A 12,876-nucleotide genomic window follows, 5' to 3' on the forward strand; every position below is an offset into this window, starting at 1 on the left:
AAAGGTGTTCCACGTGTAACATTTCGTCGAACACCTTTTGTTTTTTGGAAGAATTGTCGAAAGGAGCAATCAACGATGTTATTTGATACACATGCCCACTTAAATGCGGAACAATATAATGAAGACTTAGAGCAGGTGATCGAAAGAGCAAAGAGTGAAAAAGTCGAAAAAATCGTGGTGGTAGGGTTTGATCGCCCGACAATTACGAGAGCAATGGAATTAATTGAAGAGTATGATTTCATCTATGCAGCCGTTGGCTGGCACCCAGTCGATGCCATTGATATGACAGATGAGGATTTGCTGTGGATCAAAGAATTATCTCAACATGAAAAAGTCGTTGCAATTGGAGAAATGGGTCTGGATTACTATTGGGACAAGTCGCCTAAAGATGTGCAAAAAGAAGTCTTTAGACGTCAAATTGCTCTTGCGAAGGAAGTGAATCTTCCGATCATTATTCATAATCGTGACGCAACGGAAGATGTCGTGACGACCTTAAAGGAAGAGGGAGCGGCTGAAGTTGGTGGGATTATGCATTGCTTTACTGGCAGCCTAGAAATCGCAAAAGCGTGTATGGATATGAACTTTTATATTTCATTCGGTGGACCCGTGACTTTTAAAAATGCAAAAAAACCGAAGGAAGTTGTTAAGGACATACCAAGTGACCGGCTTTTAATTGAAACAGACTGCCCATACTTAACGCCAGCGCCATTTAGAGGGAAACGTAACGAGCCGAGTTATGTGAAATATATCGCAGAACAGATTGCGGAGTTACGAGAAATAAGCTTTGAAGAGCTTGCTGAATTGACCACAAAAAATGCAAAAAAAGTTTTCGGTATAAACTGACAGTATATGATGTCAATCCTTGTTTAAGCTTGTCCATTTGTGAAACATAACGAAAATGTTCTACACGTTTACGCCTCTTCATAGGATAAGTTGTCGATAAGTCTTTCTTCCCTTCCTTCCATTAAACTCCCATAATAGGGGTACAATCGAGCATTTTTGTACAGTGGGTGGAAGGGTTGACAGGTTTTGAGATACTCTATATAATCTCTCCGAGGAGAAGGAGGCGTTTTTCATCGTACAAAAAATGAAAAATCTGTTTTCTGTAAAGCTAGGAAAAGGCAAGGTTTTATTACTAGTTGTTTGCTTGCTTTTAGCTGGAACTGGGACGGCTTACGGTGCGCATGAGCTCACTAAGCAGTCTATTACCATTTCAATCAATGGTAAAGAGAAGACAATTCGTACACATGAAGAGACAGTAGCACAGCTGCTTTCAGACCTTGGAATAAAGACCAAGGCGGAGGATCATATCTCTCCAAGTCTAAATACAAAGATTGAAGACAACATGAACATTGTGTATGATGCGGCTATACCGGTTCATCTGACCCTAGATGGGAAAGAGAAAACGATATGGACAACAGATCAGACGGTTGGAGCATTATTGAAGAATGAGAAGATAGATATTGGGAAGCACGATCAAGTAACTCCAGGAAAGAATGACAAGATTAAAAAAGATATGGATCTTGTGGTTCAGCAGGCCTTCGAGGTCAGCGTAAATGATGGAGGAAAAGAGAAAAAAGTGTGGACCACTTCGACTACGGTCGCTGACTTTTTAAAGCAGCAAGAGCTGAAGCTCAAGAAGCACGATAAGATCAAACCTGCGTTACATAGTCATATAACTAAAAAAAGCGCAGATATTCAGATCACTCGGGTGGAAAAAGTCACCGATGTAGTGGAAGAGAAAATTGCTTTTGATACCAAACATAAAAAGGATCGTTCTCTTGAAAAAGGAAAAGAGAAGGTGCTTAAAAAAGGTGAAGAAGGTAAATTGAAGAAGCACTATGCCATTGTGAAAGAAAACGGCAAAGTGGTGTCTAAAGAATTAATTAAAGAAGTGACTGAAAAAGATAGCAAGGATCGTTTAGTGGCCGTTGGTACACAAGAGTCCCAAAAAGAGCCTAAAGCGACACCTGCCGTTTCAAGAAGCAATGAATCGTCAGGAAAAGAATTTTATGTGGCGTCGACAGCCTATACAGCGGGCTGTGCTGGATGTACGGGCAGAACGTCAACAGGCTATAATTTAAAATCAAATCCAGGTGCAAAGGTCATAGCAGTTGATCCGAGTGTCATTCCGCTAGGCTCTAAAGTGTATGTGGAAGGCTATGGATATGCCGTTGCATCAGACACTGGATCTGCTATAAAAGGGAATAAAATTGATGTGTTCGTCCCGAATAAGTCGGCAGCTTATCAATGGGGAAATAAACGAGTGAAAATTAGAGTACTCAAATAAACACATCAAATCATTTATATGAACAGAGGGCTTTGCGCACCCTCTGTTTTTTTGGTTATAATAGAAGCACTGTTTTCTAATTAATTAGACGCAAAAACAACATGAAAGGTTTCGTTTTTTAACCAAAAAATGTTTTTTGTTTTTGCAAGCGGAGGAATACATGAAAATCAAAGAAATCATTGTGGTGGAAGGTCGTGACGACACTGCGAGAGTGAAGATGGCAGTTGATGCAGATACGATCGAAACAAACGGATCAGCCATTGGCGATACAGTTATTCAACAAGTACGTCTTGCTCAGGAGACGAGAGGGGTCATTATTTTAACTGATCCTGATTTCCCTGGGGAGAAGATCCGTAAAACCATCGCAGAAGCGGTTCCTGGCTGTAAGCACGCATTTTTGCCAAAACATCTTGCGAAGGCGAAGCGGGACAAAGGAATTGGTGTCGAGCATGCTTCCTTGGACAGTATTCGAGAATGCCTTGCCCATGTCCATGAGGAAATGGAAGTAACGGAAAGTGACATTACATTAGATGATTTATTTGACGCAGGCCTTATCGGAGGCGAATCATCGAAACGCCGCCGTGAACGACTAGGTGTGCTTTTAAATATAGGATATACCAATGCGAAGCAGCTGCATAAGCGCCTTCACATGTTCCAAATAACCAAACATGATTTTATTGCGGCCTTAAAGACCGTCATGCAGGAGGAAGCCGATGAATAAAGATATAGCGACACCCATCAGAACGAAGGAAATACTGAAGAAATACGGTTTCTCCTTTAAAAAGAGCTTAGGGCAGAACTTTTTAATTGATACAAATATACTCGATCGTATTGTCGATCATGCAGAGGTGACGGATGAGACCGGCGTGATTGAGATCGGGCCTGGTATCGGTGCATTGACCGAGCAGCTCGCTAAACGTGCAAAGAAGGTCACCGCTTTTGAAATCGATCAGCGTTTATTGCCCATTTTAAACGATACACTTTCTCCATATGATAATGTTACGATCATTCATCAAGACGTATTAAAGGCAGATGTGGGAAAGGTCATCGAGGAAAATTTTGCTGACTGTAAAGAAGTGATGGTTGTCGCCAACCTACCATATTACGTGACGACACCGATTATTATGAAACTGCTTGAAGAAAACCTTCCATTGAAAGGGATTGTGGTCATGCTTCAAAAAGAAGTTGCAGATCGTATGGCCGCTGTCCCTTCATCAAAGGAATACAATTCGCTTTCTATTGCAGTTCAATACTATACGGAAGCGAAAACAGTGATGGTTGTGCCTAAAACGGTTTTCGTTCCACAGCCAAATGTTGATTCGGCTGTGATCAAGCTGACCGTTCGTGAAACGCCTGCCGTCTCAGTAGAAAATGATGAGTTTTTCTTTCAGTTGATTCGTGCGAGCTTTGGTCAGCGCCGAAAAACATTGATGAATAATCTCATGAACAACTTACCTGATGGAAAGCAACATAAAGCAATTATTGAAGAAGCACTTCAAACAGCAGACATTGATGGAAAGCGCCGCGGCGAGTCATTATCCATTGAGGAATTTGCCCGTTTGTCGAATGTTTTACAAGAAGCCCTGTCTTAAGGGCTTTTTTTGTTTTTCACCACTTCGCTTGTTCGGGCATAGGCTAGAAAGAACAGCACATATGAAAGACGAACATATTTAGCGCAAGACGATACCAACAGGATATGAGCCTGATTGTGGAGTGAAAAGCATGCAATTTCAAATAGGAGATATGGTGACAAGGGCATCCTATCAAATGGATATTTTGTTTCGAATCATTCGAATTGATGAGACCGATCAGCACGAAGCCACCGCCATATTGCATGGGAATGAAGTGAGGCTGATTGCTGATGCCAAGTTGTCAGATCTCGTCAAGGTTCAAAAAGAGGAACAGCTGACTAGAGAGAAAAATGACGAACGAAAAATCAATGAATCGCTCGACTTACTAAGACAGGACTATCAGCTGCTGCGGGAAAAACAAGAGTATTATACTTCTGGACAATATCAGCATCAGGAGCAGTATTTTCACATGCCTGGAAAGGTCCTTCATTTAGATGGAGATGCTTCATACTTAAAGAAATGCTTGGATGTATATGAACGAATTGGTGTACCTGTATACGGTGTGCATTGCCATGAGAAGAAAATGCCAAGCATGATTGACTCGTTAATTGATCAATATCGACCAGATATATTGGTTATCACAGGACATGATGCGTATTCCAAGCAAAAGGGCAGCGTACATGATATCGGTGCCTATCGTCATTCTCGTCATTTCGTTGAAACGGTTCAAAAAGCCAGACGGAAGATCCCTCATTTAGATCAGCTTGTGATCTTTGCTGGTGCCTGTCAATCTCATTTCGAATCATTGATCCAAGCAGGTGCCAATTTTGCGAGCTCTCCTTCCCGTGTGAATATCCATGCGCTCGATCCCGTCTATATCGTTGCGAAGATCAGCTTCACTCCATTTGTAGATCGAATCAACGTGTGGGATGTGCTCCGAAATACATTAACAAGAGAAAAAGGACTGGGAGGCATCGAGACGAAGGGCGTTCTAAGGGTAGGTATGCCATATAAAAGAGATCATGAATCGACATAACCCGACTGATTTCAGTCTGGTTTTTTTTATGTTCAAAAAGAAATTGCAAAAGGATACATAATTCACCGGAAATTGAGAAAAATAGGGAGAAGAAAAGGTAGAAGTTTGTCAAAATTATTTTGTTGACAATGGCTCGTGTTCGTTGATATAATTTAATTTTTATTTGACAAAAACGGGCCGTTGTTGTATAATTATCTCAGTGAGGTGGATGCAATGGCGAAGACTTTGTCCGACATCAAAAGATCGCTTGATGGTAACTTAGGTAAACGTTTGACGTTAAAGGCTAACGGGGGCCGCCGTAAAACAATTGAGCGTTCGGGCATTTTAGCTGAAACGTACCCTTCTGTATTTGTGATTCAATTAGATCAAGATGAGAATTCGTTTGAAAGAGTTTCTTATAGTTATGCAGATATACTGACTGAGACGGTCGAATTAACGTTCGATGATACCGCTAGCTCAGTCGCCTATTAATGGGCAGTAAACTTTTTGTTTACTGCTTTTTGTTTTGCCTTTTTTTCTGAATGTGAATGGGAGTCTGTCCATTTTTTGAAAGGGGTAAAAGAAAGGATTCGATACAAAATAAGAAAGCCACACAAGCAGTGGCACTGATTCGAATTCTCGACTAAAGGGGCTGTTTCGTTTGGGTAGACGCCGAGGCATTATGTCAGATGAGTTCAAATACGAGCTGGCGAAGGATCTTGGATTTTATGATACCGTCAAAAATGGAGGCTGGGGAGAAATTCGTGCGCGTGACGCAGGTAATATGGTCAAACGTGCCATTGAATTAGCTCAACAGCACATGGCTCAGGATGAGAATCAACGATAGAAAAACGGTCAGGGATACCTCGGGTGTCTCTGGCTTTTTTTGATGAAAAAGTCAGTGTGCTCGGCGTAAAAGCCTATATTCATCAGATCCATCAAATGTGATACAATATTGATACTTATGTTTAGATGGAGAAGTAGGTGAAATGTTTGCGTATTTTAGAAAAAGCACCGGCAAAAATTAATCTCTCACTTGATGTTCACGGAAAGAGACCGGATGGATATCACGAAGTGGAGATGGTGATGACAACAATAGACCTTGCAGATCGACTAGAGTTGACGGAGCTGGACAAGGATGAAATCCGTGTATCATCTCATAATCGATTCGTGCCAGATGATCAGCGTAATTTGGCTTATCAGGCGGCTAAATTACTTAAAACAAGGTTCGGTATTCGAAAAGGGGTATCCATTGTCATCACAAAAACAATTCCAGTCGCAGCAGGGTTAGCTGGAGGCAGCAGTGATGCAGCGGCAGCACTTCGCGGCTTAAATCGCTTGTGGAAGTTGAACCTCACGTTAGATGAACTAGCTGAGCTTGGAGCGGAGATCGGCTCAGATGTGTCTTTTTGTGTACACGGAGGCACAGCACTAGCGACAGGACGTGGGGAAAAGCTGAAGCATATTGCGACACCGCCGCATTGCTGGGTGATTTTAGCGAAGCCGGTGATTGGGGTATCTACAGCTGAAGTCTATAGACAATATGACGCAAGCAAAGTAGACCACCCGAATGTAAAGCGTATGATTGAAGCGATTGAAGCGAAAGATTATAAAGAGATGTGCGGCTCACTCGGAAACGTTCTAGAATCTGTGACATTAAAGATGTATCCAGAAGTAGATATGATCAAAAGGCAGATGAAGCGTTTCGGTGCTGACGCTGTTTTAATGAGTGGAAGCGGCCCTACAGTATTTGGCTTGATTCAATATGAATCGAAGGTACAAAGAATATATAACGGACTGAGAGGATTTTGTGATCAAGTATACGCTGTCCGCATGATCGGCGAACAAAATGCCCTTGATTAAATCCGTATATTAAGTTATATTTATCATAAATTATTCGGGTTCTGGGGGTAAGTTCATGAAGTTTCGTCGAAGCGGCAGATTGGTGGACTTAACAAATTATTTGTTAGCCCACCCGCACGTACTAGTACCGTTAACTTTTTTTGCAGAAAGATATCAATCTGCGAAGTCCTCCATTAGTGAAGACTTAACGATTATCAAACAGACCTTCGAACAGCAGGGAATAGGCACGTTGCTTACTGTACCTGGTGCTGCTGGCGGAGTGAAATATATTCCAAAGATTCACCTAAAAGAAGCAGACGACGTGGTAAACGATATCGGAGAAGCTCTATCGACTCCTGAACGTGTACTTCCTGGCGGTTATTTATATTTAACCGATGTTTTAGGTAATCCATCAATCCTTGCGAAAATCGGTAAGCTATTTGCGACCATCTTTGCAGACCGTGCGATTGATGTCGTCATGACTGTTGCAACAAAAGGTATTCCTATTGCCTATTCGGTTGCGGGTTATTTAAATGTGCCGGTTGTGATCGTTAGAAAAGATAATAAAGTAACTGAAGGATCAACTGTAAGTATTAACTACGCGTCAGGTTCGTCTAATCGAATTCAAACCATGTCACTTGCAAAGCGGAGCTTAGATAAAGGATCCAATGTCCTGATCATTGATGACTTTATGAAAGCTGGCGGAACCATTAACGGCATGGTGAATTTGCTTGAGGAATTTAATGCAAATGTTGCAGGGATCGGTGTTCTTTTAGAAGATGAAGGCGTAGATGAACGTCTCGTTGATGAATATGTATCGCTTTTAAAGCTTTCAACCATTGATATGAAGCAGAAGATCATTGAGATCAATGAAGGCAATTTCCACGAGTTTTTTCATTCGAAAGCTTAAGAATTGAAAACATGTAGTTGAATGGGAGAGATTGATATGACAAAAGTTGTTCAAACCAAACACGCACCAGCAGCCATTGGACCTTACTCTCAAGGGATTATTGTCAATAACATGTTTTACAGCTCCGGACAGATTCCATTAACGGCAGCTGGAGACTTTGTAAATGGAGATATGAAAGAACAAACTCATCAAGTGTTCCGTAATCTTAAGGCCGTACTTGAAGCAGCAGGTGCTTCCTTTGAGACAGTCGTGAAAGCAACAGTTTTTATCAAAGATATGGAACAATTCGCAGAAGTAAATGAAGTGTACGGTGAGTATTTCCATACACATAAGCCAGCTCGTTCTTGTGTGGAAGTAGCAAGACTTCCTAAGGATGCACTCGTAGAAATTGAAGTGATTGCATTAGTAAAGTAAACAGGCAATCTTAACGAAAGCCGTTTGGTTTCATCTTATGCAGGAAAAGACATCATCATGATGTCTTTTTTTCACGAAGAGAATGTAAGCGTCGTCACGAAGATGACAAAAAATGTATAAATATCCCGATATTTCAAAAAAAGTTTAAAAAAAGAGCAGGAGAATCATCACAATCGTTGAATACCTAAGTAATGCTTTTATATTGGGAAAAGGTGGTGAACTACTGTGGAAGTTACTGACGTAAGATTACGCCGCGTGAATACCGATGGTCGCATGAGGGCGATTGCATCCATCACGCTGGACCACGAATTTGTTGTTCATGATATTCGTGTGATTGATGGAAACAATGGCTTGTTTGTTGCAATGCCTAGCAAACGCACGCCTGATGGAGAGTTTCGCGACATTGCACATCCAATTAATTCAAGCACTCGGGGTAAAATCCAAGATGCTGTTTTAAATGAGTATCATCGCTTAGGCGAAGAGGAAGAGACAATTGAATATGAAGAAGCTGGAGCTTCTTAATAATACGTGAACCTAAAAAGGCAGCTTTAAGAGAAAATGGATGTTTTCTTTTAAATGCTGTCTTTTTTGCGTTTTTTCTCTTGTTTCTTATGTCTCCCATCCATTAGAAAATTATTGCACTTCCTCTTGTATCCTTGAAATCAATCCTTATTTAGGATATATTTTTCTATGGATAATAGGGATATTGGAGGCCAATCAATGGATAAGCGGTTCGCAGTGATTTTAGCAGCGGGAAAAGGAACGAGAATGAAGTCAAAGCTATACAAAGTACTTCATCCAGTTTGCGGAAAGCCAATGGTCGAGCATGTGGCAGATGAAGCGTTAAAGCTTTCTTTAACCAAGCTAGTGACGATTGTCGGTCATGGAGCAGAGAACGTCAAAGAGCAGCTTGGAGACAGAAGTGAATATGCACTTCAAGAAGAACAGCTGGGAACAGCACATGCCGTCAAACAAGCAAAGTCGTTCCTTGCGCAGGAAAAGGGAACAACCATTGTCATTTGTGGTGATACGCCATTATTGACAGCGGAAACAATGGAAGCTATGTTGAGCGAGCATCAAAAACATCAAGCGAAAGTCACTATTTTAACAGCACGTGCGGAAGACCCGGCAGGTTATGGTCGTATTATTCGTGACGAAACCGGTGCTGTTGTGAAAATTGTGGAGCATAAAGATGCGAATGATGCGGAACGTCAAGTGAATGAAATTAATACAGGGACCTATTGCTTTTCAAATGAAGATCTCTTCCGTGTGATTGAGCAAGTATCGAATGAAAATGCACAGGGTGAGTACTATTTGCCAGACGTCATTGAAATCTTAAAGAATGAAGGGCAAACGGTAGCGGCATATCAAACACCGCATTTTGAAGAAACACTTGGAGTCAATGATCGTATCGCTCTATCACAAGCAGAGCAATTCATGAAGCGACGTATTAATCATCAGCATATGAAGAATGGTGTGACCTTGATTGATCCTGAGAACACGTATATTTCACCTGATGCAGTGATCGGTGAAGATACAACGATTTATCCTGGGACGGTCATCAAAGGGAATGTGAAAATCGGTGCAGACGCCATTATTGGGCCAAACACTGAAATTGTTGACAGCATCGTCGGAGACCGCACAGTGATTAAGCAATCTGTCGTCTGCGATAGTGAGGTTGGAGTCGATGTGACAATTGGGCCGTTTGCTCATATTCGCCCGTTGTCGAAAATTGGCGATGAAGTGAAAATCGGGAATTTTGTCGAAATCAAGAAAACGGTTTTCGGTGACCGCAGCAAAGCATCTCATCTCAGCTATATTGGAGATGCAGAGGTCGGAACTGATGTAAACCTTGGCTGTGGATCAATTACAGTCAACTATGATGGGAAGAACAAATTCTTAACGAAGATTGAAGATGGCGCATTTATTGGCTGTAATTCTAATCTCGTGGCACCAGTCACTGTCGGAAAAGGGGCATATGTTGCAGCTGGTTCAACGGTTACAGAAGATGTACCGCAGGATGCATTGTCTATTGCTAGAGCAAGACAAGTCAATAAAGAAGATTATGTGAAAAATATTCATAAAAAATAATCCAAATACCCGGAGGTTTACCATGTCTAATCGTTATGCTGATGCGAATTTAAAGATATTCTCTTTGAATTCAAACCCTGAACTTGCGAAAGAAATTGCCGATCGTATCGGAGTTGATGTAGGAAAGAGCTCTGTTAAACGCTTTAGTGACGGTGAAGTCCAAATCAATATTGAAGAAAGTATCCGCGGCTGTGATTGTTATGTCATTCAATCCACTAGTGCGCCAGTCAATGAGCACATTATGGAGTTGCTCATTATGGTAGACGCACTAAAACGCGCTTCTGCGAAAACGGTCAATATTGTGATCCCTTATTACGGATATGCACGTCAAGATCGTAAGGCAAAACCTCGTGAGCCGATCACTGCGAAGCTTTTTGCGAACTTACTTGAAACAGCAGGTGCTACACGTGTCATTGCACTTGATCTTCATGCGCCGCAAATCCAAGGTTTCTTTGATATTCCAATCGATAATTTAATGGCTGTGCCAATCTTAACAAACTATTTCGAACAGAAAAACTTGAATGATATCGTCGTTGTATCTCCTGATCACGGTGGTGTAACACGTGCGCGTAAAATGGCAGATCGCCTGAAAGCACCAATCGCAATTATCGACAAACGTCGTCCAAAGCCAAACGTTGCTGAAGTGATGAACATCATTGGTAACATTGAAGGCAAAACGGCGATTCTCATCGATGATATCATTGATACAGCTGGTACCATTACACTTGCTGCAAATGCACTTGTGGAAAATGGAGCGGCTGAAGTCTATGCTTGCTGTACTCACCCAGTATTGTCTGGACCAGCAGTAGAACGTATCACAAACTCTAAAATTAAAGAATTAGTTGTGACAAACAGTATTCACTTAACTGATGACAAGAAAGTTGGAAAATTCATTCCGCTTTCAGTTGGGCCTTTGCTTGCAGAAGCCATCATCCGTGTACATGAAGAAGAATCTGTGAGCTACCTTTTCAGCTAATTTTCTGATTGAAAAAGGCCCTAGGCATCAAGCTTGGGGTCTTTTTGCTTTCATCATTCTTGGCAAATAGGTTTAAAATGATTTGGTTATGGGTAATTATGAGAGTAGTGACAAAAAAGAAATAGGATGGTGCTGAATATGGCAACTTTAAAAGCAAATAAAAGAACTGACTTCAAACGTTCCACACTGCAAAAAATCCGTCATTCAGGACACGTTCCTGGTGTCATATACGGAAAAAATACAGACAACCTGGCTGTTTCATTAGACAGTATCGATTTATTAAAGACCTTACGTGATGAAGGGAAAAATACAATCATTACGTTAGACGTGAACGGTGAAACAAAATCCGTGATGGTCACAGAATTACAAACAGACCCGCTGAAAAATGAGCTTGTCCATGCAGATTTCCAAGTAGTCGATTTGCAGCGTGAAATTGAAGCGGATGTACCTGTTCAGTTGATTGGCGAATCTAAAGGAGTTAAAGATGGCGGTGTGCTTCAGCAGCCACTATTTGAACTATCTATTACAGCGAAGCCAAAAGATATCCCTCAGCATATAGAAGCAGATATTACAAACTTAGAAGTGAATGATGTCCTAACAGTCGCTGATTTGCCTGTTCAGTCATCATATCAAGTGAATAACGATCCAGAAGAAGTCGTGGCATCCATTTTACCGCCTCAGCAATCAGAGGTTCCTGAACCAGATAGCGAAGAGGAACCAAAAGAACCTGAGGCCATTAAAGAAAAGGATAACGATGGAGAATAACTGGTCATTTAGAGACGTAACCCTCCCGCGGTTGCGTCTTTTGTGCTAGAATGAAAAGAATTCATACGTTTTACATGAGGCAATCCTATTGGCTCATTTTTTAGGCGTGTGCTTTGTGACAAAGGAGGTTTATGGTTTCATGATTGCATTTGTTGGATTAGGTAATCCTGGAAAAGAATATGAAAAAACAAGACATAATGTCGGGTTTATGACAATAGATGAATTATCAAAAAAATGGGACATCCCTTTAAATCAATCAAAGTTCCATGGACAATTTGGAACGGGATTTGTTTCAGGGCAAAAGGTTCTACTTGTAAAGCCGCTTACATATATGAACTTATCAGGAGAATGCGTGCGTCCGCTAATGGATTACTATGATATTCCCCTTGAACAGTTGAAAGTCATCTATGATGATCTTGATTTGCCAACTGGCCGAATCCGCCTTCGTACAAAAGGGAGTGCAGGCGGGCATAATGGAATCAAATCGTTGATTCAGCATTTAGGGTCACCTGAGTTTGACCGATTCCGTATCGGCATTGGACGTCCTCAAAATGGCATGAAGGTCGTCGATTACGTGCTAGGACGCTTTTCTGAAGAGGAGCAGCCTGATATTGCATCAGCCATTCAGGCGTCTGTCGAAGCTTGTGAGGCGGCTTTAACTAAGCCATTTTTAGAAGTGATGAATGATTTTAACAAGAAGGTATAAGAATGATAAGCAAAGCACATACTGATCATAAAATCTCAGCAGGGGAGGATCACGTATGGCTTTGCATTATTACTGCCGGCACTGTGGTGTAAAGGTTGGCAGTTTAGATGAATCCGCTGTTCAAAGTGAAGCACTTGGATTTCATCACTTAACAAATGAGGAAAGAAACGATATGATTTCTTATAGGGAAAATGGTGATTTGCATGTACAAACCATTTGTGAGGATTGCCAAGAGGCGCTCGAAAGAAATCCTGATTACCATCAGTATCATACCTTTATTCAATAAAAAGCTTTGG

At 41.4% G+C, this 12,876-nt stretch carries 16 protein-coding genes; all 16 read left to right on the forward strand.

Annotated features, from left to right (window positions below):
• Positions 1 to 75 precede the first annotated feature (75 nt).
• The 16 genes from MHI16_RS00265 to MHI16_RS00340 all read left to right on the forward strand — a co-directional run bounded on the left by MHI16_RS00265 (position 76) and on the right by MHI16_RS00340 (position 12,866).
• Entirely contained in the window at positions 76 to 843 is a 768-nt protein-coding gene (locus MHI16_RS00265) for a TatD family hydrolase (protein WP_268467826.1), read from the forward strand.
• Between the two features lie 244 nt (positions 844 to 1,087).
• On the forward strand, positions 1,088 to 2,290 hold the full coding sequence (locus MHI16_RS00270; protein WP_058015834.1) for a G5 and 3D domain-containing protein: 1,203 nt from the start codon (positions 1,088 to 1,090) through the stop codon (positions 2,288 to 2,290).
• Positions 2,291 to 2,450: 160 nt separating this feature from the next.
• Positions 2,451 to 3,011, forward strand: a complete 561-nt coding sequence (gene rnmV / locus MHI16_RS00275) for a ribonuclease M5 (RefSeq protein WP_012008650.1) — start codon at positions 2,451 to 2,453, stop codon at positions 3,009 to 3,011.
• Entirely contained in the window at positions 3,004 to 3,882 is an 879-nt protein-coding gene (gene rsmA / locus MHI16_RS00280; protein WP_058015835.1) for a 16S rRNA (adenine(1518)-N(6)/adenine(1519)-N(6))-dimethyltransferase RsmA, read from the forward strand. The genes rnmV and rsmA overlap by 8 nt, the downstream gene beginning before the upstream one ends.
• 130 nt (positions 3,883 to 4,012) lie before the next feature.
• Positions 4,013 to 4,897: a sporulation peptidase YabG gene (gene yabG, locus MHI16_RS00285; RefSeq protein ID WP_058015836.1), complete on the forward strand. Its 885-nt coding sequence runs from the start codon at positions 4,013 to 4,015 to the stop codon at positions 4,895 to 4,897.
• 213 nt (positions 4,898 to 5,110) lie between these two features.
• A complete protein-coding gene (locus MHI16_RS00290; RefSeq protein WP_003217979.1) occupies positions 5,111 to 5,368 on the forward strand; it encodes a Veg family protein in 258 nt (85 codons plus the stop codon).
• A 169-nt stretch (positions 5,369 to 5,537) separates the two neighbouring features.
• Entirely contained in the window at positions 5,538 to 5,723 is a 186-nt protein-coding gene (locus MHI16_RS00295; RefSeq protein WP_012008653.1) for a small, acid-soluble spore protein, alpha/beta type, read from the forward strand.
• A gap of 146 nt (positions 5,724 to 5,869) precedes the next feature.
• Positions 5,870 to 6,739, forward strand: coding sequence for a 4-(cytidine 5'-diphospho)-2-C-methyl-D-erythritol kinase (gene ispE, locus MHI16_RS00300; protein ID WP_058015837.1), 870 nt, complete (start codon positions 5,870 to 5,872; stop codon positions 6,737 to 6,739).
• A 55-nt stretch (positions 6,740 to 6,794) separates the two neighbouring features.
• Entirely contained in the window at positions 6,795 to 7,628 is an 834-nt protein-coding gene (gene purR, locus MHI16_RS00305) for a pur operon repressor (RefSeq protein ID WP_003217919.1), read from the forward strand.
• A gap of 36 nt (positions 7,629 to 7,664) precedes the next feature.
• Positions 7,665 to 8,042, forward strand: a complete 378-nt coding sequence (ridA, locus tag MHI16_RS00310; protein ID WP_058015838.1) for a 2-iminobutanoate/2-iminopropanoate deaminase — start codon at positions 7,665 to 7,667, stop codon at positions 8,040 to 8,042.
• A gap of 225 nt (positions 8,043 to 8,267) precedes the next feature.
• Positions 8,268 to 8,564, forward strand: coding sequence for a septation regulator SpoVG (gene spoVG / locus MHI16_RS00315; RefSeq protein WP_008357439.1), 297 nt, complete (start codon positions 8,268 to 8,270; stop codon positions 8,562 to 8,564).
• Between the two features lie 198 nt (positions 8,565 to 8,762).
• On the forward strand, positions 8,763 to 10,133 hold the full coding sequence (glmU, locus tag MHI16_RS00320) for a bifunctional UDP-N-acetylglucosamine diphosphorylase/glucosamine-1-phosphate N-acetyltransferase GlmU (RefSeq protein WP_058015839.1): 1,371 nt from the start codon (positions 8,763 to 8,765) through the stop codon (positions 10,131 to 10,133).
• Between the two features lie 22 nt (positions 10,134 to 10,155).
• A complete protein-coding gene (locus MHI16_RS00325; RefSeq protein ID WP_003217907.1) occupies positions 10,156 to 11,109 on the forward strand; it encodes a ribose-phosphate diphosphokinase in 954 nt (317 codons plus the stop codon).
• A gap of 138 nt (positions 11,110 to 11,247) precedes the next feature.
• On the forward strand, positions 11,248 to 11,874 hold the full coding sequence (locus MHI16_RS00330) for a 50S ribosomal protein L25/general stress protein Ctc (RefSeq protein WP_012008657.1): 627 nt from the start codon (positions 11,248 to 11,250) through the stop codon (positions 11,872 to 11,874).
• A 139-nt stretch (positions 11,875 to 12,013) separates the two neighbouring features.
• The gene (pth, locus tag MHI16_RS00335; RefSeq protein ID WP_058015840.1) at positions 12,014 to 12,580 is read left to right on the forward strand and encodes an aminoacyl-tRNA hydrolase; all 567 of its coding nucleotides are present in this window, start codon (positions 12,014 to 12,016) and stop codon (positions 12,578 to 12,580) included.
• 55 nt (positions 12,581 to 12,635) lie between these two features.
• Positions 12,636 to 12,866 (forward strand): anti-sigma-F factor Fin family protein, encoded by a 231-nt coding sequence (locus MHI16_RS00340; RefSeq protein WP_003217967.1) that lies wholly within the window; start codon positions 12,636 to 12,638, stop codon positions 12,864 to 12,866.
• Positions 12,867 to 12,876 lie beyond the last annotated feature (10 nt).

This window comes from Bacillus sp. FSL K6-0923, assembly GCF_038630825.1.
GTDB classification, from domain to species: domain Bacteria; phylum Bacillota; class Bacilli; order Bacillales; family Bacillaceae; genus Bacillus; species Bacillus pumilus.